This window comes from Pseudochelatococcus lubricantis, assembly GCF_042432495.1.
GTDB lineage: Bacteria > Pseudomonadota > Alphaproteobacteria > Rhizobiales > Beijerinckiaceae > Pseudochelatococcus > Pseudochelatococcus lubricantis.
Genome location: NZ_JBHLXC010000015.1, coordinates 16,148 through 38,563, shown reverse-complemented (window position 1 = coordinate 38,563; position 22,416 = coordinate 16,148). Strand labels below are relative to the sequence as shown.

Annotated in this window: 19 protein-coding genes and 1 tRNA gene; 12 read left to right on the top strand and 8 right to left on the bottom strand. The window is 63.6% G+C overall.

Annotation, left to right across the window (positions count from 1 at the left end; translation table 11 throughout):
• Position 1 precedes the first annotated feature (1 nt).
• The 3 genes from ACFFJ7_RS18180 (at position 2) to ACFFJ7_RS18170 (ending at position 2,063) form a co-directional block, all read left to right on the top strand.
• Positions 2 to 349, top strand: a complete 348-nt coding sequence (locus ACFFJ7_RS18180; RefSeq protein ID WP_377594410.1) for an RNA-binding S4 domain-containing protein — start codon at positions 2 to 4, stop codon at positions 347 to 349.
• Positions 350 to 525: 176 nt separating this feature from the next.
• Positions 526 to 864 (top strand): ferredoxin FdxA, encoded by a 339-nt coding sequence (gene fdxA / locus ACFFJ7_RS18175; protein WP_166955776.1) that lies wholly within the window; start codon positions 526 to 528, stop codon positions 862 to 864.
• 611 nt (positions 865 to 1,475) lie between these two features.
• Positions 1,476 to 2,063 carry a CarD family transcriptional regulator gene (locus ACFFJ7_RS18170; protein WP_166955778.1) on the top strand — a complete coding sequence of 196 codons (588 nt, stop codon included), beginning with the start codon at positions 1,476 to 1,478 and terminating at the stop codon, positions 2,061 to 2,063.
• A gap of 238 nt (positions 2,064 to 2,301) precedes the next feature.
• On the opposite strand, the gene ACFFJ7_RS18165 is transcribed toward ACFFJ7_RS18170, so the two are convergent.
• Both ACFFJ7_RS18165 and ACFFJ7_RS18160 read right to left on the bottom strand, forming a co-directional pair.
• A complete protein-coding gene (locus ACFFJ7_RS18165; RefSeq protein ID WP_377594255.1) occupies positions 2,302 to 3,756 on the bottom strand; it encodes a M48 family metalloprotease in 1,455 nt (484 codons plus the stop codon).
• Positions 3,757 to 3,776: 20 nt separating this feature from the next.
• Positions 3,777 to 4,577: a hypothetical protein gene (locus ACFFJ7_RS18160; RefSeq protein WP_377594254.1), complete on the bottom strand. Its 801-nt coding sequence runs from the start codon at positions 4,575 to 4,577 to the stop codon at positions 3,777 to 3,779.
• Between the two features lie 278 nt (positions 4,578 to 4,855).
• Between ACFFJ7_RS18160 and ACFFJ7_RS18155 the strand changes: the two genes are divergently transcribed.
• Positions 4,856 to 4,932, top strand: a tRNA-Arg gene (locus ACFFJ7_RS18155).
• A gap of 235 nt (positions 4,933 to 5,167) precedes the next feature.
• Here ACFFJ7_RS18155 and ACFFJ7_RS18150 read toward each other — a convergent pair.
• Positions 5,168 to 5,962, bottom strand: a complete 795-nt coding sequence (locus ACFFJ7_RS18150) for a bestrophin-like domain (RefSeq protein ID WP_377594252.1) — start codon at positions 5,960 to 5,962, stop codon at positions 5,168 to 5,170.
• Between the two features lie 322 nt (positions 5,963 to 6,284).
• Between ACFFJ7_RS18150 and ACFFJ7_RS18145 the strand changes: the two genes are divergently transcribed.
• Positions 6,285 to 8,021 (top strand): family 16 glycosylhydrolase, encoded by a 1,737-nt coding sequence (locus tag ACFFJ7_RS18145; RefSeq protein ID WP_377594249.1) that lies wholly within the window; start codon positions 6,285 to 6,287, stop codon positions 8,019 to 8,021.
• A 475-nt stretch (positions 8,022 to 8,496) separates the two neighbouring features.
• On the opposite strand, the gene ACFFJ7_RS18140 is transcribed toward ACFFJ7_RS18145, so the two are convergent.
• On the bottom strand, positions 8,497 to 9,126 hold the full coding sequence (locus tag ACFFJ7_RS18140) for a hypothetical protein (protein WP_377594247.1): 630 nt from the start codon (positions 9,124 to 9,126) through the stop codon (positions 8,497 to 8,499).
• A 27-nt stretch (positions 9,127 to 9,153) separates the two neighbouring features.
• On the opposite strand from ACFFJ7_RS18140, the gene ACFFJ7_RS18135 reads away from it, so the two are divergent.
• Complete coding sequence (locus tag ACFFJ7_RS18135) at positions 9,154 to 10,707, top strand: mechanosensitive ion channel family protein (RefSeq protein ID WP_377594244.1); 1,554 nt, start codon at positions 9,154 to 9,156, stop codon at positions 10,705 to 10,707.
• 169 nt (positions 10,708 to 10,876) lie between these two features.
• On the opposite strand, the gene ACFFJ7_RS18130 is transcribed toward ACFFJ7_RS18135, so the two are convergent.
• Positions 10,877 to 12,436 (bottom strand): VOC family protein, encoded by a 1,560-nt coding sequence (locus ACFFJ7_RS18130; protein WP_377594242.1) that lies wholly within the window; start codon positions 12,434 to 12,436, stop codon positions 10,877 to 10,879.
• A gap of 166 nt (positions 12,437 to 12,602) precedes the next feature.
• Positions 12,603 to 13,511 carry a helix-turn-helix transcriptional regulator gene (locus ACFFJ7_RS18125; protein ID WP_377594240.1) on the bottom strand — a complete coding sequence of 303 codons (909 nt, stop codon included), beginning with the start codon at positions 13,509 to 13,511 and terminating at the stop codon, positions 12,603 to 12,605.
• A 201-nt stretch (positions 13,512 to 13,712) separates the two neighbouring features.
• Here ACFFJ7_RS18125 and ACFFJ7_RS18120 point away from each other — a divergent pair, with 201 nt between their 5' ends.
• The 5 genes from ACFFJ7_RS18120 (at position 13,713) to ACFFJ7_RS18100 (ending at position 19,033) form a co-directional block, all read left to right on the top strand.
• Positions 13,713 to 15,185: an aldehyde dehydrogenase family protein gene (locus ACFFJ7_RS18120; protein ID WP_377594238.1), complete on the top strand. Its 1,473-nt coding sequence runs from the start codon at positions 13,713 to 13,715 to the stop codon at positions 15,183 to 15,185.
• A 64-nt stretch (positions 15,186 to 15,249) separates the two neighbouring features.
• Complete coding sequence (locus ACFFJ7_RS18115) at positions 15,250 to 16,695, top strand: aldehyde dehydrogenase (protein WP_166955790.1); 1,446 nt, start codon at positions 15,250 to 15,252, stop codon at positions 16,693 to 16,695.
• 37 nt (positions 16,696 to 16,732) lie between these two features.
• Complete coding sequence (locus ACFFJ7_RS18110) at positions 16,733 to 17,104, top strand: hypothetical protein (RefSeq protein WP_377594236.1); 372 nt, start codon at positions 16,733 to 16,735, stop codon at positions 17,102 to 17,104.
• Between the two features lie 13 nt (positions 17,105 to 17,117).
• The gene (locus ACFFJ7_RS18105; protein WP_166955792.1) at positions 17,118 to 17,471 is read left to right on the top strand and encodes a c-type cytochrome; all 354 of its coding nucleotides are present in this window, start codon (positions 17,118 to 17,120) and stop codon (positions 17,469 to 17,471) included.
• Positions 17,468 to 19,033, top strand: coding sequence for an FAD-binding oxidoreductase (locus tag ACFFJ7_RS18100; protein ID WP_377594234.1), 1,566 nt, complete (start codon positions 17,468 to 17,470; stop codon positions 19,031 to 19,033). The genes ACFFJ7_RS18105 and ACFFJ7_RS18100 overlap by 4 nt, the downstream gene beginning before the upstream one ends.
• 189 nt (positions 19,034 to 19,222) lie before the next feature.
• Here ACFFJ7_RS18100 and ACFFJ7_RS18095 read toward each other — a convergent pair whose 3' ends face one another.
• Complete coding sequence (locus ACFFJ7_RS18095) at positions 19,223 to 20,185, bottom strand: helix-turn-helix domain-containing protein (protein ID WP_377594231.1); 963 nt, start codon at positions 20,183 to 20,185, stop codon at positions 19,223 to 19,225.
• A 123-nt stretch (positions 20,186 to 20,308) separates the two neighbouring features.
• On the opposite strand from ACFFJ7_RS18095, the gene pobA reads away from it, so the two are divergent.
• Positions 20,309 to 21,481, top strand: a complete 1,173-nt coding sequence (pobA, locus tag ACFFJ7_RS18090; protein WP_166955796.1) for a 4-hydroxybenzoate 3-monooxygenase — start codon at positions 20,309 to 20,311, stop codon at positions 21,479 to 21,481.
• A gap of 8 nt (positions 21,482 to 21,489) precedes the next feature.
• Here pobA and pcaQ read toward each other — a convergent pair whose 3' ends face one another.
• On the bottom strand, positions 21,490 to 22,404 hold the full coding sequence (gene pcaQ / locus ACFFJ7_RS18085; RefSeq protein WP_166955798.1) for a pca operon transcription factor PcaQ: 915 nt from the start codon (positions 22,402 to 22,404) through the stop codon (positions 21,490 to 21,492).
• Between the last annotated feature and the right edge of the window lie 12 nt (positions 22,405 to 22,416).

The following is a 22,416-nucleotide window of genomic DNA, read 5'->3' as shown; positions in this document are numbered from 1 at the left end:
CATCAGCCGGCAGCGCCTAGACAAATGGTTGTGGCATGCACGCATGGCGCGAACGCGCACGTTGGCGGCACGGCTTGTCGACGAGGGACATGTGCGCATCAACGGCCGGCGTGTGACGGATCCGGCCAAGGGCGTGCGTGCGGGTGATGTGCTGACATTGGCTCTCGCCCACGCGACGCTCGTCGTCAGCGTGTGCGCTTTCGCCGAACGGCGCGGCGGAGCGCCGGAAGCGCGGCAATTGTACGAGCTGCTGAGCGGTCCTGAAGCCGCTGGCCCGGATGAGCATATGCAAAATTCAGAGACCTCCGGCGACAATACGTCGCTTGCACCGGAGGACGATTGCCGCTAGAGCAGTGCTCTCACATTGGAAAGAATCCAGATATAGCGGCCGGTGGGGATGCATGCCCATCATATCCGTTGTTTCGGGTTCTTGAAAACGCGATTTGCCCGATAGACGTTATACGATAATCTGTCGGGATGCCGGGAAGGCCGCCAGCGCAGAGTGCCCGGCCGCAGGAGAGGTGGATGCCATACGTCGTCACCGATAATTGCATTCGGTGCAAGTATACGGATTGTGTCGAGGTTTGCCCGGTGGATTGCTTCTACGAGGGCGAGAACATGCTTGTCATCCATCCGGACGAGTGTATCGACTGCGGGGTGTGCGAACCGGAGTGTCCTGCCGAGGCCATCAGTCCCGATACCGAGCCCGGCCTTGAGAAGTGGCTGAAAATCAACGCCGACTACGCCAAGATGTGGCCGAACATCACTCAGAAGCGCGATGCGCTGCCGGAGGCGACGGAGTTCGACGGCGTGGCCGGCAAGTTCGAGCAATATTTCTCGCCGGAGCCGGGCGAAGGCGATTGACGGACATCAGGCATGTCCTGCCCGCCGGTCGGGACAGCTACAGGTGGAAATCGCATCCGCCACTCTGCCGCGATTTGCATTCAGCTCGATGGATCGAAGGTGAATGCCAACTGCCGCAGGCTGAAAAACGGGTCTCATTTTCCAGTTGAGGTTTCTACGGCCTCAGGCCATCAGATTATCATATTTCTGCCATGCCTTTGGTGCATGGGGATATCGTGTTTGCCCGAGTTCAAGTCCGATTCAGTCTGGCGGCGCATTGTCGCCGCGCTTTCTGATGGCCGATTGCGGCCCGCACCCCCGGCATTGGCCGGCGGGTGGGTTAACTCTTTTGATTTTTGCCGATTTTTGTGTTAGGTTAGCCTTTATTGGTCGATCTGGTGCAGAGATACGCTGCCCGTACCCGGCAGAGGTTCAGCATTCAACGTACTGATGTGACGACGCACAACAGCTCGTCGCCGCTATGTCATGGCGTGACCATGCGGCTACGGCGGTTTGGGCTCGGCTGTTATCCGGTGGCGCGTTGCCGCCGATGGGATTTTTTTGTCCGGGTGGCCCCCGGAGCGTCAGTATATCGCATCCCTTGCGGAGGCGAGAAGGAGGCAATCACAATTATGAACAACGCCAAAAAGACTGCCCATCGCCTGGGCTTCAGGACCGGTGAGTCGATTGTCTATCCTGCCCACGGTGTCGGAGAGATCATCGCCATCGAGGAACAGGTCGTTGCGGGTTGTACGCTCGAACTGTTTGTCATCTCGTTCGAGAAGGACAAGATGACCCTGCGCGTCCCCACCGCGAAGGCGGCGAGCGTCGGCATGCGCAAGATTGCCGAAAATACGCTTGTGGACAAGGCGTTGGAAACTCTTACCGGCCGCGCCCGGGTGAAGCGGACCATGTGGTCGCGTCGCGCGCAGGAATACGAGGCGAAGATCAACTCCGGCGATCTGATTGCGATTGCGGAGGTCGTTCGTGATCTGCACCGTTCCGATTCGCAGCCTGAGCAGTCTTACAGCGAGCGCCAGCTCTATGAAGCCGCCATCGACCGGATGGTGCGCGAGATCGCTGCCGTGAACGGCGGCACCGACACCGAGGCCATGCGCATCGTGGAGAACGCGCTGGCGCAAGCGCCCCGCCGCCCTGCCAAGAAAGCCGCCAACGAGGCACAAGCCGCGGCCGACGAACTGGAAGACGAGGCCGCCTGAACCGGCCCCAGCACGGCGCATTCTTCCTCCATCCAAACGACAAGACGACGGGCCGCCATACCCCCTCATATCGTAAGGCTAAGTGCCTTTCCGGCATGCGGTGCATGGCAGCCCGTCGTCTTGTGGTCTATGGGTACTGCTGCATAAAACTGGGAAATGCGCGCCGTTCTCCTGATAAATTCCGTGCACGAACAAAGAGACGCGGCACGACAGCGTTTCCCGTTTAACGCTTTTTGCCTTACTCCGAGATCACCTTGTAGCGTTCGCCCGGAACCAGGGCCTCATCCGGCCGCAGTCCGTTCAGCACACGGAAGCGTTCGAGCGGCTGGCTGACGCCGATCATGCGCTGGGCCAACGTTTCCGGAGTATCGCCGGCGGCGGCCGCGACAATGCGGATACGCAACGGTTTGATGGCACGTATCTCCGCTGGCGTCATCCGGCGCAGGCTGCCCAGTGCGGTCTGGAAATCCTGCTCGACGGCGGTGTCGCGCTGGCGCGTCGCCACAACGAGGCGGAAAACCGTGTTGTCGATACGGATCGCGCCGAGATAGAACACCCATTCCTTCCCCCGCGCGACGCCGGTTGCGGCCGGAAGGCCATTGATCGTCGTCAGTGTCGTGCTTTCGGTCGAAACGCCGTCGATCCAGCCGGACGACAGGAAAGCGTCAAGCTGCTCGGAAGGCGGCAGTTCCACCGCATCGAGGCGCAGGGCGAGTTCGCCGTTGCGCGCTACGCCCATCAGTGCCTGGAAAGAATTGTCGAGCGCGAAGCCCTCCGGGGCGGTGAAGGTGATGCCCAGGCGCGGGTGGCGGAAGACACGGCCGCGCACATCGCCGTTTTGCGGGTCTTCGCCCCACCTTATGCCATCGATGGCTTCAAGGTAGGCCCGCCGGCCCTTGTCCCCCATGCCGGGTGCCGAAACCTCGCGGGCGCTGCGCAAGGCAAGCGCGATACGTTGCGGCGTGCTCGGGTGCGTTGCCATGAAGCTGGCGGTCGCGGACGACTGCGCACTGCCGCTTCTGCCGAGGCGGACGTTGCGGTCCAGCGCCTCAAGGAAGCGGGCGGAGCCGTAGGGATCGTAACCCGCGCGCGCGCTGGTGCGGATACCGATTCGGTCGGCCTCCAGCTCCTGCTCACGCGAGAAGCCGGCGATGGTGCCCTGCGCGCTGGCGCGAAACGCCTCGTCGCGGGTAGGATCTTTCAGGACCTGCACGTTGACGCGGCTGATGAGGTCCGTCTGCTTCTCAAGTTCGTCGCGTGCCGTGGCGTGGCTGGCCGTCACATGGGCCATCTCGTGGGCCATCACGCCCGCAAGTTCCGAGGCATCGTTGGCGAGCGCCAGAAGGCCGCGCGTGACGTAGATATTGCCGGTCGGCAGGGCGAAGGCATTGACCATCGGCGAGTCGAGGATTGTGACGCGGTAATGCTGGTCCGGCCGTTCGGTGGCTGGCACGAGGCGGGAGGCGAGTTCATCAAGCATGCGCTGCGCCGCCGGCGCCTGATAGGCGCCGCCGAATGCAGCGAGCAGCCGCTGGTGCTCGCGCTCTGCCCGCTGGTTTACGCCGGTGATGCGCGGCGCCGCCGGCGGTACGGCGGCGACTGCCGGCGGCTCGACCACAGGCGAGACTGCGCAGGATGCCAGAGCCATGCCGGTGAGCATGATGGCCGCAAGCTGCGGCAAGGAGCGTTGCAACGAAATTCCCTGCACGACGATCAGTCCGTATCCGAATAGGCGAGGCTTCGCGTCACTGATACCCTGATCGTGGGCGCCCGGCCAGCCGGCGATTCGACGCCTTCCCGTAGCAGGATTTCACCCCTCACCGCAACGCGCCTGCCGTTGAGGGCGGCGGCGGTCAGCCCCTGCTTCGCGAAGTCCTCCCAGTCCTTTCGGGCAATAGAGACCGAAAAGTCCCTCCGCCAGTTCGACCCGAAGTTCAGGAATGTCATGGTGCTGCGCTCTCCGACCGAAACGACCCGTCCCTCGACAATAACGTACTGGCCGGCAAATCGTTGCAACAGAGGAATGTTGCGGGCGTCGAGCGGCAGCGCAGCAGTTCCGCCCCATGCGCCGATTCCCGCGCGGCGCGCTTCCTTTTCCAGCGAAAGCAGCCGGTCCGCACAGGCCGCGGTGACGACGATATTCCGCTTGTCGCCCGCCTTCGCAGCGATTTCTTGCGGATAGAGCAACGCCGCACCCTGCGCGACGAGGTGCTCCACGAGCGTCGTGACATCTCCGCCAGCCCGAATCGCAAGATGGCCGCGATACCGACCCCAGCGGTCGGCATGTCGACTGATGGCGGCAAGCCGGATTTCCCCCCGGTCGAGAACCTTTCGGATAGCGGCAACGGCAGCGGCTTCGTCGACAAGGGCGATGCCGGAGGGGAGGACGATCCGCCCGTCGGAAAGCACAGGCTCCCCCCGCTCCGTCACCCCCTGAACGCGCAGGGCATCGTCCGGCGATGCAACCTCCAGGCAAGCCGGAAACGCCCCGTCCGCCCCCGTCGCGGCCAGCATAAAAACGATCCCTGCAACGAACGCACGTCTCCGGCGGGCGGGGTGTCCTGAAAGGCGGGTTTCTGTGAACAGGTAGGAAAAAGGCCAAAAGAACCGCTGCAAAATCATCACGCCTATGATAGGAGAAACAACCCGTTGTTGTGAAGTGCCACTTTGGCGCATTCCTGGCAAGACGAACGCCACCATCCAGATAATAGAAGGAAGGTGCGCAACGAGGCTCCCGCACGGCACAAAGTGTGATGCGTGGGGCAGGGGAGATAGTGTATTGCGTATGATGGGTCCCGGTAGCTCAGCAGGATAGAGCAACGGTTTCCTAAACCGTAGGTCAGGGGTTCGAATCCCTTCCGGGACACCAATAAGCGCGTTGAAGCCCGAATAATTCGGGTACATTTATACCCGATTTCGGCGGTTCGGCGCGGAAAGTCCCAACGAGATCCTGAGGGATCGTTCGATGGCTGTTCTGATTTCTTGCGTAAGTCCTCACGCTCAACATCCTTGATGGCATCCTTGGACCGGGTCGGGGCCAGCACATGCTTGACATAGGCCGGGAATGCGGCGCCGTCGTAGACGAAGGGCGCGGTCATGCCCGTCTATTGGCGGAGCATGTCTGCCAGGGCATCACGCATCGGCGTGCTGGATATCCCGAAGACGCCGCGATACGGAAAATGCAGGTCGATGATAACGAACATCGCGGTTGAAACGCAGAGGACGCCAATCGCAAGAACCGTCAGGCTCAGTGCGCGCTGTTGCACCTGAAGCCCGAAGCTGAGGAAAACCAGCGCGAGCCAGAAACTGATAACGACGGTGAATAGCCTTCCTGACGGGGCATACGTGTCGTCGATGACGGACCAGCGCCCCGCCAGAACCGTTCCATATTCCGCCCGGCATCTTGCAACGATGTTCTGCGCAGCGCCGTCTGTGGGAACGAAAGAATCGATTGCCAGACCAATGTGAGTCATCAGTTTCGTCAGCGTCGCGTCCTCTCCACGTAACATCATGTGCTGTGGATCGAGGCCGGTTTCGATCCCTGGTCCCTCCTCATCGGGCCAGGTGCTGACAATGACGGCGGCGGTGTATTGGCGCAGCTGCAGCCGCGTCGCGTCCATTTGCGGAGAGAAATTTCGCAGACATTCATCAAGGCTTGCCAGTTGCGTAGCGTAAGCCGCTCTATTGCGGTTGGCGGCGTCAAATGCGGCTTTAGACGTGGAAAGGTGAAGGCTCAGGATGAGTGCGGCAAAAGACACGATCAGACCGGTCACCAAGCGCACAGCATCCATGTTATCTTTCGAAAAGTGGCCCTCGTTGAGATGGCGCCGTAGCGCCAGACCGCCATAGGCGCTCAAGCTGAAAAGCAGCAGAAAGCTCAACCCGTAGACGAATTCCATTCGAGAAAACCGCGATTTGGCCGCTGCCTATACTGACGCACAACAGATTGCCTGAGGCCTAGGCAAAGGGCAATGACACATGAGGGGCGCTGATTTCCTCCGGGATGAGAGCGTTCTGAACAATGTCTCTGAGCGATAGCGCCACTACCTGCTCATCCGCATCGTCGAGGCCGTGAAAGCAGGGAAACCATCGTCCTCCAGCGTCTCGGCCGGATGTGTGGTCATGATATGCAAGCGCGGGGAGATACTTGCGCCGCAGTGGTGATTGACTCTCGTCTAACAGCCTGTTCAATCATTGATACAAATAATGGAGGGGGCTGAAATGGCGCAACTCAGTGGGGTACAGGTCCTGTTCGAGGATCAATTCTCAATCGACGGCACGCTCAACTCTGCAGACTGGAAAATCAATAGGTGGTCTCAAACCAACAATTCGTCCTGGCTGGGCCAAACGCAGATCCGGCAGAGCTTGCCTGTCGCCGAAGGTGGCGTGGCACGAATCCGCCTGGACACCTGGCTCGACGGAAGCGGGTTCAGCGGCTCTGAGGCAATCACGAATAAGGCATGGGACTTGAGTGGTGGCGGCGTCGCTTTTGAGGGCCGGTTCAGGTTCGAAAGCTCCCAGGCGGGCATGATCGCGGGATTCTTCGCTTACCAGGCCTTTGAGTATGCCCAAGGTAAAGAGGATCATGACGAGCTGGATTTCGAGATCCTGACCTCTCAGCTTGCCAAGATCTCTACCAACGTTTTTCTGGAGAGAACTGGTCATGATTACCCTCAATCCATCCCAATAACTGGCAGCTTCGCCGATTGGCACGTCTACCGCATAGAGTGGCTCCCCGACCGGGTCCGCTGGCTCGTGGATGGCCAAGAAATTCGCGTCGACATGGAACATGTCCCAACGCAGCCGCAGAATCTCCACATGAACCTATGGGGGGTGCCCACCGACTGGGGGCCCGGCAGGGGTGACCCTAATGGGCCGAGTATTGGAGATGCAGATTTTGTGCCCGCAGGAAGTGCGGCCGAGAACAAAACCTACTACTTCGATGTCGATTATGTGAAGGTGGAGCAGCTATCGACATATTTTGCCAACGAAGCCGGTGGTCCTGTGCTTGGTGCGGATAGCAACGACGTCATCTATGGCGGCATAGGAAACGATATTATATCCGGATTCGCCGGGGCCGACATCATTCAGCTTGGCGGAGGCGCCGATATTGTGCGCGATTCTTTAGCCAATCTGCACGGCGATTCTATCTCCGGTTTCGGCGTCGACGATGTACTGGACATTGATCAGGCCATCGATCGGAAGGCTGTCTCTGTCGACACGACGGAGATCGGGGTGGAAGTTTCAGTCGCCGACACGCGCTTCCGGCTCGTCGGCGACTTCTCTCAAGGCAACTTCATGACCGTGGCCCGCAATGACGGAACCGGCGCAAACACACTGTTGAGCTTCGTACATTTTCTGCCTGACCTTCAGGAAGCGCAGGCGGTCGACCCCATCGCGATCAATGGCATCGCCAACGAGCCCTATCTCGTGGGCGACGGAGCGACGTCCTTCGCGGCGGAAATCAAGTCTGCCACTTCGAGCTTTCACAATACCCTGGGTGTCTATACGGTTGACGCAGACGGAACGATCGGGAGCGTCCGCATTCTGTTTGCCGATACGCTGAACGTCGGCAGCGAGGCGCGGACCGTCGATCTCGATACGCCGGCAGACGGTGCGCGGTTGGCCTTCTTCCTGATTCAGGACGGCTTCGGCGTGTATGGACAACTACCTGACAATCTCTCCCTCGTCACGTCAGCGGACGCCGACGCCGTCGACGGCGGGGCACTCGTGCTGCGCAGCGCGACGCTGGGTAACCTTGTGACGGCGCCAGTCTTCCACTCCATCGCGGCGTTTAACCCGAATGGGGCGCCCCAGGTGCTGTCGGGCGTTGACGATGACGGCTTGCAACTATTGATTGGATTTGAGGACCTGCCGACTGATACGGGCGACAACGACTTTCAAGATGTCATCCTGGCTATCTCGGTTTCTCCGCGAGACGACTGGTGGGCGGCTTGACGAAACTGAAGACGAGTTTGCTCAAGTCCGTGCCGCCCGTGTCGGAGCCTGGATGACAAACGGGGCGGGTGCATGGTGCATCTGCCCTTTTTGTCAAAGGGAATAACGATATGTTTTCCAATAGGATAGGAGATGTAGTTGCGTGGACTCTCCGGACGGGGATTTGGCGTCAACACGTCGCAGGGTCTCCGATCATCCCTTGCCGAGGTTCCACGATATAGTCTCGTCAGCAAAATGTTCGCTCAATCGCAGGCATCGTCGTCGAGCTACGGCGGGTCGGTTGAACTATATACGAGGCTTGCGAGCGCTACGAGGGAGTGCGGCAAGAGCCAGGAAGACGGGCTCGGTCTTACCAGCCGTGTGTTGTTCGTTCGGCGGCTGGGCGGCATGAAAACTGGGCGGGGCACGGGGGAGCCTTCCCGATCTCCGCCGGCCAGCACCCATGAGCGGGACTGAACACACGGCGCTTTCTTCATCATGCGGCTATTATCCGGATTACACGACAGGTGATGTCAGATTGGCCATCTTTATCGGATAGTCGCGGATCGTATCTTGTCCCGCCAGGCTGCTGCATGCTGCGGCAGCCTGATATCGGGTGACGGGCCGCTGGGCGATGAGCGCTGGCGTCTGTCGCCGTTTCAGCGGAATGGATGGGACAATGGCGGCGGGCGTCGAACAGGGCATCAATCCGCCATCCACGGGTGATGGCGGCGCGTACGGACTGCCAGCCGCCGCCCGGCAGATGATGGATGGACTTCAGGACGGCATCGCCCTCGGGATTCGCGGCATTGCCGACTTCGGCGGTCTGTTCGCTCCTTGGGCCGAAAAAATCGGCGCGGAAGGATATGGCTGGCTGCAGATTGCGGGGCTTGCGCTCGCGATTGGTCTTGTCGGGGCAATCGCCGGTTTCGCTGTTTACCGGTTCGCGGCTTTTCTCCTGCAGCCGCAGCGGCGCCGGTTTGCCGATTCCTTGCCTGGCAGGTTCAGGCGCGCCGGCGTCCAGCTTGCAATCGACCTTTCGGGGTTCGTCCCCTTCGCGGTGGTCACGGGTGTCCTGGCTGGCAGCGTGATACCGCAGGGTACGCTGGCGCACGATAGCGTGCAAGCGCTTCTCAATGTTGCGATAACGGCTTTGGCCTACGCGATATTCGCGCGGCTGCTGTTCGCGCCGGGCGATGCCGCCGCCCGCCTCATTCCGATCCCCAACGCAGGCTGGCATTGGAGGATGGTTGCGGCCTACGGCGCCATCGGCGGTGTGGTGGGGCAGACGGTTCGCCTCGCGCATGTGAGCGGTGCGGACGCCATCGCCATCGAAGGCTGGTTCCTTGCAGGCGCAACTGTCCTGACGCTGCTGAAGCTATGGTGGTTCATCGCTGGTGCCCGCGACATCGAGGCGGCGTTCGCCGGCAGCGAACCCGGCCTGTTCAGGCGTGCGGCTGCGGCCCTTCTGCCTTATTTCTATGTCGTGACCGCGCTGGTCATCTGGGCTGTCGGCTGCCTTGCGGCCGGGAAGCCGCAAAGCACGAGCTGGAACTTCGCCGCCGGCACGACCCAGGTCACCCTGCTGCTGCTTCCCATACTGGCGCTCGGCGCGCACGCTCTTATGTCGGCAGCCGCGGCGGCACGGTTCCGGCGCCGGCAGCCCGGTGCGCTGGAGCAGGCGGCGACGGCCGCCGGCCATACCCTCGTGACGGGGGGTATCTGGCTCATCGGCGTTTATCTGATCGTCGAACTCTGGAAGCCGATCATGGCCGATGGCGCTGCCTTCGCCGCGCTGCGGCTGGTCTCGGGCGCCATGCGGCTGCTCGCGGCCGTCGTCTTCTGCTGGACGGCGTGGAGTTTTCTGAAAACCTGGTTCGAGGCTATTGCGCCCGCGCAGCGCGCGAACCTGCCCGGTGCGGATCAGGATGAAGGCCCCGGCGCCCCGGCCAGCCGCCTGCATACGGTGTTGCCGCTGGTGCGCAATGTTGTCTTCATCGCGGTTCTCGCCATATCAATTCTTGTCGTTCTCTCGTCCCTTGGTGTGAATACAGCGCCGCTACTGGCGGGGTTCGGCATCTTCGGACTGGCTGTTTCATTCGGATCGCAAACCCTGATCAGGGATATCGTCTCCGGCATGTTCTTCCTTGCTGACGACGCCTTTCGCGTTGGTGAATACGTCGACACCGGAAAGCTGAAGGGAACCGTCGAGAAGATATCGCTGCGCTCCGTCCAGCTGCGGCACCAGAACGGCCCCTTGCACACCATTCCTTTCGGGCAGATGCAGGCGATCACCAACTACAGCCGCGACTGGAGCACCATCAAGTTCGAACTGCACTTCGACCGCGACGCGGATCCGGAGCAGATCCGCAAGACCGTCAAGAAGGTGGGCTTTGCGATGCTGGAAGACGAGGAAATCGGCAAGGAATTCCTCGTGCCGCTGAAGATGCAGGGCATCCGCGACGTGACGGACAACTCGCTCGTCGTGCGCCTGAAATTCACCGCGAAGCCCGGCAATCCAAGCTTCATCCAGCGTGAGGCGATGAAGCGCCTGTTGGCGGCGTTCCGCGAGACCGGTATCGCGCTTGCCTCCAATGCCGTCACCGTTCGCGGCGGCGAGGCCACTGCCGCTGCGGCCGCAGCTGTCCGGTTCCCATCCGGAAGAAGCAGCCCATCTGAAGCCCCCGCCGCCCACGCGAACGGATAACAGCTTCCTTGGATAGGGGGCTTGCACAGCATTTAAACTTCATCGAAAGTACTGATCTACAGTACCCTGATACTCTTTATAAAATCACAGTCTTGAAATCGTTTGTGCGTGCGGAGGCCGAAAAGTAGTTCCGCAACTTTGCAGCTGTTGATATCGGGCGATGTGCTGCTCAACTTGCGTCGTCTGTCATGGTTGTGTCGAACCATTTCCCTCCCAGAACTGCATCATCGGCCGTGAGGGCGTGGCCACCCTCGATACTGTGGGAATCGAGGTCGGCGCCGTTACGCCGGAACCACTCTTCCAGTGGCGATGCGAGCTGATCGTAAGGATCGTTGCCGCCGCGTATCATCAGCACCTTCGCTTCCGTCAGGTCCGCGTCCGGCAGGGGGGCGAGGACCGGCATCGCGCGCAGGAGAAGGGCGCGCCGGATAACACCTGGATGCAGGGCCATGACCGCCGCGGCGAAATTCGCGCCGTTGGAAAGCCCGAGAAAGACCATACGCGCCGGATCGAGGCCGTAGCCGGCGATCGCTCCGTCGACAAAGGCAGCGAAGGCTTTAGCTTCCGAGCGGATGTCGGCCTGGTCGAACGTGGTTGCGGTGGTGCGGCGGAACCAGCGCGCGATGCCTTCCTCGTGGGAGCGCCCGCGTACGCCGAGCAGCGTAGCACGTGGCGCGATGCGGTGCGCCAGCGGCATCAGGTCCGCCTCGTTGCCGCCGGAGCCGTGCAGCAGCACGACGGTGTTGCCGTCGGGATCGTCGGGGGTATGAAAGCGGTGCACGAAGGGCAGGTCGCGGCGGGGAGGGCGGGGTTCTCCCGGCAGGGCGAACTGCGGCAGGATCACTTTCAGGGCGTCCGCACGGTGTTGGTCTGATTCCGGGATGAACAGGATTCCGCCGAGCCTGTCGGCTGCCTCGTCGATGGCAAAACCGGGCCCGTCGGTCGCCAGTTCGAAGAGCGTGCCGCCGGGTTCCCGCACGTAGAGCGAGATGAAATATTTGCGGTCGTGGAAGGTTGTCGGCGATGAGTTGAGACCGGCCAATTCACTCTCGGCCTTTCGTACCGCCTCGACGGTTTCGGCGCGGAAGGCGACGTGATCGGCCGTGCCGGTTCCAGGTGCGCCCGGCACATAGCCGGAGGCGTCTCTGATGTCGACGGCGTCGGTATCGGATCGCAGTCGGGTGATCGCTCCCGCTCGCGCCTCCCGCCGGTAGCCGAAGCGGCTGACGAAAGCCGCTGTCTCCTCCGGCGTATCCGTCAGGATCGTGACCGCGCGCAGCCGGGTGATGGCGGCGGGATCGCCGTTTTCGTGGTTCGCGGGGGAAACGTCTGCGCCGACGAGCTTGACGATGATACCGTCAGGGTCTCTCAGCCGCAGGACAGGCTCGCCGAATTCGCGTGACGGCCCCTCGACGGGGACGCCTCGCGCCAGCGCCCGCGTCAACCATTCCCCGATGCCGGATGGCGGCACGGCAAAGGCGATCTCGGAAACCTGACCGTTGCCGACACGGCCCTGCGCGCCGTCCTCCCAGACGAGGAAGGTGACCAGCGAGCCGGGTGACCCTGTCCGGTCGCCGTAGAAGAGATGGAGTTGCTCGCTATCCTCGAAGCCGCCTGTGCGCTTGACGAGGTGCAGGCCCAGAAAGCCGGCGTAGAAATCGACGTTGGCCTGCACACGCCGGGTGATCAGCGTCACGTGGTGAATGCCGGTGGAGAACGTGTCGGTCATGCGCTGGCCATCCTCTTTCGTCCCTTCTCCCATATGCCGCTACGAATTGTGCTTCAATCCCCGATCCGGCTGCGCAGGTACGCGGATTATGGCGTATCCCCGTCATGCATCTGAAGCAAGCCAGGGACAGGCTGCACGTCACGTATGCGTGTGCGCTCCGTCTCCCTCACGGCCAGTCCGCGAAGGAGGCGCCGCCGATGTGTGCCGTGCCGCCCGCGTCGCGAACCCTTGCGCGGAAGGTCGAGGGCGCCATCCGGCTTTTTCTCTTGAAGAAATGGCTGAACTCGGTTGCGTCGCCGAAACCGAGCGAATGGGCGATCTCCTGAATCGTCTCGCCCGACCTTTCCAGCCGGATCGCCGCCTCGCGCATCATCCGCTGATGGACGAGCTGCAGCGGCGAACGTTGCTGGCTGCGCCGGCAGATGCTGTGCAGGCGGTCATATGTGACCCCCAGAAGAGCCGCATAGTCGGCCACGGACATCCGTGAGCGGAAATGCAGTTCCACCAGCCGCCTGAAGCCCTGAAGCAGGTGCAGTTCGCTGCTGCGTCCGAGCGTGGCGGGATCGAAGCTGCCTTCCCGCCAGAAGGAAATCAGCAACAGCCGCAGACAGGCCACGACGGCCATCTGCGATCCGCGCGTTTCACGGTGCATCTCGCGATGGATCTGTTCGGCAAGATGCACGAGATCGGGAATGAAGCGGCCGTCCTCTCCCTGTGCCACGACAAGGCGCGCGCTCACCGTTTGCAGGAGACCGGATTCCGCCTTTGCCCCGACTGCCTCTGTCCGCACCGGGGGGGCGGCACCCAGCAGCCAGCCGCCCGCACCCGCGCCAAGCCTGACGGCCATGGCGGGCGCCGGGGGCAGAATCATCGCGACGGGGCCTTCGAGACGATGTCCGCTGTCGTCGGCTTCGATCGTGACGTCGCCGGTTTCCACCAGCAGGAAATGGGTGAACTCCTCATACATCCCGCGTGACGGGCGCAGGATGACGCTGCGCAGGGCGGGGCGAAGCGGCTCGGCCCGAACCAGACTTGCGAGCGTCTGGACATCGCGGGGCAGGGTTTCGTTGGGCATGAAAAGAACCAGAAAAGCACAAGACATGCCCATAAAATGACATTTCAATCGCCGCTGCAAGGCTTAACCTTTTAAGTGTTCCGAAGAGGGACCGGAACGGACGCCAAATGAAGACAAGCGCCGGTGAACGGTCCGCCGCCCTGTGCGGCGCGATCACACGCCGGCCGCGGATCCCGGAAAGGGATCTTGGGGAGGTAAACCATGGCCGCAGTCGCGCCGGAGGGCGTGCGCCGCGCTTCCGCGATCGCCCCTGTTCGCGGGCCGGCGGGCGAGTTCGAAAGAATCGATCCCGCATCGGGAACCGTTGCCTCGCGCGCGCCGTCCTGCCGCGCGCGGGAGGCGGTAGCTGCCGCCAATGCCGCGGCGAGGGCTTTCGCGAGCTGGTCCGCGACGCCTCCGCAGGAAAGGCGCCGCATCCTGATGCGCGCGGCGGCGCTGATCGAGACCCGAGCGGCCGAGATCGGGGAGACGATGCGGGCCGAGATCGGCGCGACCGACCTGTGGCTGCGCTTCAATATCGAAGTGGGGCGGCAGCATCTGGAAGAGGCGGCCGCCATGGTGACGTCGGTAACGGGCACCGCCACACAAGGGCCGGACGGGCTGTCCTTCGCCTTCCGGGAGCCGGTGGGCGTGTGTCTCGCGATGGCGCCGTGGAATGCGCCCTTCGTGCTCGGAATGCGGTCCGTCGCCACGGCATTGGCCTGCGGCAACACGGTCGTGCTGAAGGCGTCCGAAATATGCCCCGCGACACATCTGCTCATCGGAGCCGTCTTTGCGGGGGCGGGTCTGCCCGACGGTGTCCTGAACGTCGTCACGCACGCGCCGGAGCACGCTGCCGAGGTCGTGGGGGCGCTGATTTCGCATGACGCCGTGCGCCGGGTGAACTTCACGGGATCGACGCGGGTCGGCCGCATCGTGGCGGAGACGGCGTCCCGGCATCTGAAGCGATGCCTGCTTGAGCTTGGCGGGAAAACACCGTTCGTGGTCCTGGAGGACGCCGATCTCGATGCTGCTGCGGACGCCGCGGCTTTCGGAGCGTTTTTCAATCAGGGGCAGCTCTGCATATCCACCGACCGGGTGGTCGTGCTGGAGCCGGTGGCCGATGCCTTCGTGGAGAAGCTGGCCGCGCGCGCGGCGCGGCTCAGGGCGGGGGACCCACGCACGGGTGCCTGGCCGTTGGGGCCTGTCGTCAGCACCGCCGTCGCGCGCAGGCTCGCGGAGCTGGTGCAGGACGCCGTGGCGAAGGGCGCGCGGCTGCGCGCCGGTGGTCCCGCCGACAACACCTTCATGGATGCGACGGTGGTCGATCATCTCGCGCCCGGCATGGCGCTCTACACGGAAGAATGTTTCGGGCCCGTGGCCGGCATCTGCCGTGTCGCGACCGAAGACGAGGCCGTCAGCATCGCCAACGATACCCAATATGGGCTTTCGGCGGCCGTCTTCAGCCGGGATGTCGGCCGGGCGCTCGCCGTTTCGCGACGGATCGAGAGCGGCATCTGCCACATCAATGCGCCCAGCGTTTCCGACCGGCCGGACGTGCCCTTCGGCGGGTTAAAGGACAGCGGCTATGGCCGCTTCGGCGGGCCGGCGGCGCTCGATGAATTTACCGAACTGCGCTGGGTGACCGTCGCGGCGGGCGGGCGGGAATACCCGTTCCTGCAGCAGGACCCGTGAGGCGGCGGTCCCGTCCTCACCTCCCGGCCGGCGCCGGACCAACTGCTTCTTGAAGGAGAACGTCATGTCAACTGAATTGCTGATCAATGGCCAGGCCGTCGCCGCCACCGGAAATCGCACCTTCAGCCGGCTCGATCCGGTGACCGGCGAGGTGGCGACCGTGGCCGCCGCCGCCAGCGTCGCCGATGCGCTTGCCGCTGTCGCCGCCGCGCAGGCCGCCTTCCCGGCATGGTCGCGCACGAGCCCGCAGGACCGGCGCGCGCTGCTGAACAGGGCGGCCGACATCATGGACGCCAGGGCGTCCGATTTCATCGCCGCCGCCGTGGCCGAGACCGGCGCGACCGCGCCGTGGATCGGCTTCAATGTGGCGCTGGCCGCCAACATCCTGCGTGAGGCCGCGAGCATCGTGACGCAGGTCGGGGGTGAGATCATCCCCTCGAACAAGCCCGGCACCCTTGCCACGGCTGTGGCGAGGCCCAAGGGCGTCTGCCTCGGCATCGCGCCGTGGAACGCGCCGGTGATCCTTGCCACACGCGCCGTCGCCACGCCCGTGGCGGTCGGCAATACGGTCGTGCTCAAGTCGTCCGAACTCTGCCCGGAAACCCAACGCCTGATCGGGCAGTGTTTCCTCGACGCGGGCTTCCCGCCGGGCGTGCTCAACGTCGTCTCGAACGCGCCCGAGGATGCCGCCGAAGTGGTGGAAGCACTGATCGGCGCGCCGGAAGTCAGGCATGTGAACTTCACCGGGTCTACCCGCGTGGGCCGCATCGTCGGCCGTCTCGCCGGCGAAAACCTGAAGCCGGCGCTGCTGGAACTGGGCGGCAAGGCGCCGCTGGTCGTGCTGGCCGATGCCGATATCGACGGCGCCGTGAACGCGGCGGTCTTCGGCTGCTTCATGAATCAGGGCCAGATCTGCATGTCGACCGAGCGGGTCATCGTGGACGAGAGCATCGCCGACGCCTTCGCCGAAAAGTTCGCCGCCCGTGCGGCCGCGCTGCCGGCGGGCAACCCGCGCGGGCACGTGGTTCTGGGCGGCCTTGCAACGCCCGGCGCCGGTGAGAAGATGGATGCCCTGATCGCCGACGCGGTGGCGAAGGGCGGCAAGGTGCTGGCCGGCGGCACGCGGGACGGCGCGGTGGTGGCCGCGACGGTGATCGATCACGTCACCCCCGGGATGCGGATTTATGCCGAGGAGAGTTTCGGCCCGGTCAAGCCCATCATCCGCGTAAAGGGCGACGACGAGGCCGTGCGTGTGGCCAACGACACCGAATACGGCCTCTCGGCCGCCGTGTTCAGCCGCGATATCGGGCGCGCGCTCGCGGTGGCGGACCGCATCGAAAGCGGCATCCTCCACATCAACGGTCCCACGGTCGCGGACGAACCGCAGATGCCCTTCGGCGGCGTGAAGGCCTCGGGCTACGGGCGCTTCGGCGGCAAGGCGGGAATCGCCGAATTCACGGACCTGCGCTGGCTCACGATCGAGGATCCGAACCAGCATTACCCGTTCTGACGGGCTTCTCGCATAAATCATAAGGGAGGGATAACCCATGCTTTCGAGGCGCATCTTTCTGCAGGGTGCCGCCGGCGCCCTGACTGTGCTCTCGACCGGCGCGGTCGCGGGGATCGCGCGGGCCGCGGCCGTCGATGTCGTGACGATCGACAGCGTCGAGACGCCGCTTGCCACCGCCGCAGAGGCTTCTCTGGCCGGGCATCGTCACGTCCGTCTCTCGGGCACGCAGCTCGAACGCTACAATACGCTGAAAGCGCTGTTCGGCTCCGCGTCCGGATTGCATGTGCGCGCCCATCTCGACCATGCGGCGCAGGTGCTGCTCGACACCGCGCTGAACGAAACCGGCCGGGCGATCATCGCGCCCGTCCGGCGCGGTGCGTCCATCGGCTTCGTCGTGAAGGCTGCGTAAGGGGAGAGGAACTGTGTCGCTTCTCGATAAATCACTCAGGATCGCCGCTGTCGCGGCCCTCGCGCTCATGGCGTCCGGCCTCGCCGCCACGGCGCGGGACACCGTCACCGAGCGTCTCGACGACAGGCGCATGTTCGGCTCGGGGCGCGAGGCTTTCACCAAGACCTGCGCGCGCTGCCACACCGGCCTCGACAGCGCGGTGGGGCCCAACCTTTTCCAGAAGGAATACGACCCCGAAGTCTTGAAGTACTTCGCGCGCCACGGTTTCGGGCCGATGCCCGCCTTTACCGAATCCATGATCGACAACGCCACGCTCGACGAACTGGCAGCCTATGTCGCCAGGCAGGGCAAAGGAGAATCCCGATGACCACCGCACGCGAAGTGGCGCACATTCCCGATGGCGTGACGAAGGAGGCCTTTCTGGCAGCGCTCGCCAGATTTGAGGCAATCGTCGGCGCGCACAACGTCCTGACCGGGGAGGAGCGGCTCACTCCTTACTACAAGACGATGATGCCGGCGGATGATACGGACTATGCGACGTCGGCCGTGCTGCAGCCGACCAGCACCGAGCAGGTTCAGGCAATCGTCAAGGTCTGCAACGAATTCGGCGTGCCCGTCTGGCCGACGTCGACCGGCCGCAACTTCGGCTACGGCACCTATGCCCAGGGCAACGCGAAGGGGCATCGGCACCAGGTCGTCATCGATTTCCGGCATATGAACAGGATTCTGGAAGTTGACGCGGAACTCGGCACGGCCCTGCTGGAGCCGGGCGTCACCTATCAGCAACTCGTCGACTATCTCGAAGCGAACGACATCCCGCTGTGGGTCTCCTGTCCTGCGCCGTCGGCAATTGCATCGCCGGTCGGGAACACGCTCGACCGCGGTGTGGGCTACACGCCATACGGCGAGCATTTCATGATGCAATGCGGCATGGAGGTCGTTCTGGCGAATGGCGACGTCCTGCGCACGGCCATGGGCGGCGTCGAGGGCAGTAATTCGTGGCAGGTGTTCAAATGGGGCTTCGGCCCGTATCTCGATGGCATCTTCACCCAGTCGAACTTCGGGATCGTGACGAAGATGGGCCTCTGGCTCATGCCGAAACCGCCAGCGTACAAGCCGTTCTACATCCGGTTTCCCGACGACGAGGACATAACGGCGATCGTGGACATGATGCGCCCGCTGCGCATGGCGAACATCATCCCCAACGCGGTCGTGTTCGCCCACGCCCTCTGGGAGGCGCCGGCCGTCATTCCGCGCTCCAAGTACTATGACGGCAAGGGCGCCATGCCGAAGGACGCCATCGAGCGGATGAAGACGGAGGAAGGCTTCGGCGCCTGGAACGTTTACGCGGCCCTCTACGGCACCCCGGAGCAGGTCGAGGTGAACTGGAAGATCGTGACGGACGCGGTGAAGCGGCTCGGCAAGGGCGAGATCTTCACCGAGGCGGAGCTGGGCGGCAAGGAGCCCTTCAACTACCGCGCGGCGCTCATGCGCGGCGGCATGAACCTGCAGGAGTTCGGCCTCTACCGCTGGCGCGGCGGCGGCGGGTCGATGTGGTTCGCACCGGTGACTGTCGCCAAAGGCTCGGAAACCCTCACGCAGACGAAGCTGGCCACGGAAATCCTGAACAAGTGGGGCTTCGACTACTGCGGCGAATACATCGTCGGCATGCGCGACATGCACCATGTCATCGATCTCCTCTTCGACAAGACCGACGAGGAGGACACGAAGAACGCGCACGCCTGCATGTCCGAACTCATCGAGGAGTTCCGCAAGCGCGGCTATGCCGTCTACCGGACCAACAATGCGTTCATGGATCAGGTGGCCGACTGCTACGGCCCGGTGCAGCGCCGCATCAACCAGACGCTCAAGCGCGCGCTCGACCCGAACGGCATCATCGCCCCCGGCAAGTCCGGCATCGGCGCCTGACAGCCCCGGACGGCCAGCGGCGGAACGGGCCAGCCCCTTCCGCCGCGTCATGCTCCTCATGAATGAGAATCCGAAAGCAGTCGTCATGAAAAGATACGTCGCCGCGCTGGCAGCGCTTGCCGGGATTTCGGCCACGCCGGCATGCCGGCGTCAGGAAGCCGGATGAGGTCGCCAACCTCATCGAATATCTCAAGAATCCCGCGGCGGCGGAATAGGCGGAGACAGGGCTGGCGCTATCTCCGGCGATGACGCGGCCGATGCCTCGACAAGCCTGGCGCGTTCCTCCAGCCTGAAGCGGCGCGGCGTCACGCCCACCTCTCGCTGGAACATGCGCGAGAAGTAGGCGGGGTCGGTGAAGCCAAGGCCATAGGCGATGTTCTGCACGGAAGTGGGGGTGACGACGAGGTCGCGCCTTGCGGTATCGATGAGCTTGCGGATCAGCAATTGCTGCGTCGTCAGCCCCGCCGCCGCCTGTGCGATCCGGTTGAGGTGGGTCGGCGATATGTTGAGCGCGTCCGCGTAGAAGGAGACGGGCCGGTGTTCGCGGAAATGCCGGTCGATCAGTTCCAGCAGTTGCTCCAGCCGCGCATCCCGCTGTGCGGCGGCCCGCCCGTCCGCATCGTCCGCCCCGGCGGCGCGCGCCACGAGCATCAATGCCGAGACGAAATAGGCTTCCAGAAGCCGCGTCTTGTTGGGTTTGCGGCCTGAGAACTCGTCCATGATGCGCGCCACCGTGGCGCCGATGTAGGCGAGGTCGGAAGGGTCGGCCCCGCGCAGGGCGACGAGCTGCGGCTGGCGCAGCCAGCGCGAAAGCGGCCCGTTCCGGGAGCTGGCGAGCAACGGCACTTCCGGAACGAGCACCGTGACGATGTGGCCGACGATGTCGTTCGAAAAGGCGAAGCCGTGGCTGAAGCCGGGCGGTACGACGATGGCGGCGGGTGTCTCGAAGGCGTGCTGGACGCCGTCGAAATTCGCGCTGCCCGTACCGCTCTCGATGTGCAGAAGCTGGAAGAAGCTGTCGTGCCGGTGCAGGCCGATCTCGAACCGATGCAGGCTGCTGCGGGAAAACAGCGTCTCGCAATGCAGCCAGAAATCCGGCCTGTCGTCCGGTCTCTCTCCATAGAGTTCATAGGTCGGGACTTCCCTGCGCATCGGAAACGTACCTCCGGCATGTTCCGTAAATGCAATTTCTTGCACGGAAAATCCATTGAAAGGAGCAAAGTTGACCACAGAATAAGGCGAATTTTCACAAAACAGGATTCATAGGGAGGTACGATGCGTACTCAGGTCGTCATCATCGGTTCGGGTCCCTCGGGCCTGCTGCTCGGCCAGCTTCTGACCAAGGCTGGCATCGACAACATCATTCTGGACCGGGTCAGCCCGGACTATATTCTGGGGCGCGTGCGCGCCGGCGTGCTCGAAGAGGGCATGGTGCGCCTGCTGGACGAGGCGGGCGCGTCGGAGCGGCTGCACCGCGAGGGCCTGCCCCATGAAGGCATTTCACTGGCGTTCGACGGCCGGGACCATCGCATCGATCTGACGAAGCTCACGGGCGGCAAGCGCGTCGTGGTCTACGGCCAGACGGAAGTGACCCAGGATTTGCTTGACGAGCGCCGGAAAAGCGGCGCTGGAGGTTTTTACGAGGCGGCCAACGTCACGCCGCATGCTTTCGACACCGACAGCCCCTACGTGACCTTCGAGAAGGACGGCGTCACCCATCGCATCGACTGCGACTTCATCGCCGGTTGCGACGGCTATCACGGCGTCAGCCGCAAGTCCGTGCCGGAAAACGCGATCCGGACATTCGAGAAGGTCTATCCGTTCGGCTGGCTCGGTGTGCTCATCGACCGGCCGCCGGTCGACCACGAACTGATCTACGCCAACCACGAACGCGGCTTCGCGCTCTGTTCCATGCGTTCGCTCACGCGCAGCCGCTACTACATCCAGTGCGCGCTCGACGAGAAGATCGAGGACTGGAGCGACGCGCGCTTCTTCGACGAGCTTCGCCTCCGCCTGCCTGCCCCCCACGCCGAGGCGCTGGTCACGGGCGAATCCTTCGAGAAGTCCATCGCGCCGCTGCGCTCCTTCGTGGCCGAGCCGATGCGCTTCGGCCGCCTGTTCCTGGTGGGCGACGCCGCGCACATCGTGCCGCCGACGGGGGCGAAGGGTCTCAATCTCGCGGCCAGCGACGTCCACTACCTCCACGAGGGCCTGCGGGAATTCTACGCCGAGCGGTCGTTGGCGGGCATCGACGCCTATTCCGCGCGGGCGCTGGCGCGGGTGTGGAAGGCGGAGCGCTTCTCGTGGTCCATGACCACGCTGCTGCATCGCTTCCCCGACACAGGGTCCTTCGACCGGAAGATGCAGGAGGCCGATCTGGACTATCTCGTCCATTCGCTGGCGGCTTCCACTGCGCTGGCCGAAAACTACGTCGGGCTGCCGTTCTGAACTGCGGATCAGGCGCCCGCCGCGGTCTCGCGGATGGTCTGCATCAGGATCTGCAGGCCCGCCGAGGGAACCGTGTCGGTGCGCATGGTCAGCCCCACGGGTCCGGTGGTTTCGCCGGTATCGATGGGCAGCGGCACCAGCCGGCCTTCCGCGATATCGCGCGCGACGACGCCTTCCGATATGATCCATACCGCGTCGCTCTCCTGCACGAAGGCGCGGCCGAACGCATCGGATACCGTCTCGATCTGCACGGGCGGCGGGGCGATCCCGTTGACGATCAGCAGGCGCTCGACAAAGGGCCGGATGATCGAGTTGCCCGTCGGCATCAGCACGGGATAGTCGCCGAGGCTGGCGTAGAGCGAGGGGCCGTGGTTCAGCAGCGGATGGCCGGCCCGCACCAGCAGCACCACCTTTTCCGAGTAGAGATGCTCGAAGGAAAAGCCGGTCATCTTCTCCGGCGCCGCGAGGCGGCCGACCACCAGGTCGAGATCGCCGACGCGAAGCTGCTCCAGCAGCACGGCGTTTTCGCCGGTGACGATCTTGACGCGGCTGCGGGTTTCCTCGGCCAGAAACAGGCTCATGGCGCGCGGCATGACGCGGCTCGACACCGTGGGCAGGGCGCCGATGCGGATGGGCGTGCCGGTGCCCTGCCGTTCCTGCGAGACGGAATCGAGGCCCTGCCGCAACGCCGTCAAAGCCGAACCCGCATGTCGCAGGAAAACCTCGCCATAGCGCGTGATGCCGATGCCGCGCCCCTCGCGCTCAAGCACCGGCACGCCCAGAATCTCTTCCAGCTCGCGGATGGTCTTGGTCACGGCAGGCTGGCTGACATGCAGCAGCTCCGCCGCCTTCACCACGCTTTTCTGTCGCGCCACTTCCACAAACGTGTGCAGATGACGAAACTTGATACGATTGCCGATCACGCTTTTCATAAC

Coding starts and splice junctions, on each gene's coding strand:
- fdxA (WP_166955776.1), top strand. CDS start 526: ATGCCATACGTCGTCACCGATAATTGCATTCGGTGCAAGTATACGGAT.
- ACFFJ7_RS18170 (WP_166955778.1), top strand. CDS start 1,476: ATGAACAACGCCAAAAAGACTGCCCATCGCCTGGGCTTCAGGACCGGT.
- ACFFJ7_RS18160 (WP_377594254.1), bottom strand. CDS start 4,577: ATGCTGGCCGCGACGGGGGCGGACGGGGCGTTTCCGGCTTGCCTGGAG.
- ACFFJ7_RS18150 (WP_377594252.1), bottom strand. CDS start 5,962: ATGGAATTCGTCTACGGGTTGAGCTTTCTGCTGCTTTTCAGCTTGAGC.
- ACFFJ7_RS18145 (WP_377594249.1), top strand. CDS start 6,285: ATGGCGCAACTCAGTGGGGTACAGGTCCTGTTCGAGGATCAATTCTCA.
- ACFFJ7_RS18130 (WP_377594242.1), bottom strand. CDS start 12,436: ATGACCGACACGTTCTCCACCGGCATTCACCACGTGACGCTGATCACC.
- ACFFJ7_RS18125 (WP_377594240.1), bottom strand. CDS start 13,511: ATGCCCAACGAAACCCTGCCCCGCGATGTCCAGACGCTCGCAAGTCTG.
- ACFFJ7_RS18120 (WP_377594238.1), top strand. CDS start 13,713: ATGGCCGCAGTCGCGCCGGAGGGCGTGCGCCGCGCTTCCGCGATCGCC.
- ACFFJ7_RS18115 (WP_166955790.1), top strand. CDS start 15,250: ATGTCAACTGAATTGCTGATCAATGGCCAGGCCGTCGCCGCCACCGGA.
- ACFFJ7_RS18110 (WP_377594236.1), top strand. CDS start 16,733: ATGCTTTCGAGGCGCATCTTTCTGCAGGGTGCCGCCGGCGCCCTGACT.
- ACFFJ7_RS18100 (WP_377594234.1), top strand. CDS start 17,468: ATGACCACCGCACGCGAAGTGGCGCACATTCCCGATGGCGTGACGAAG.
- ACFFJ7_RS18095 (WP_377594231.1), bottom strand. CDS start 20,185: ATGCGCAGGGAAGTCCCGACCTATGAACTCTATGGAGAGAGACCGGAC.
- pobA (WP_166955796.1), top strand. CDS start 20,309: ATGCGTACTCAGGTCGTCATCATCGGTTCGGGTCCCTCGGGCCTGCTG.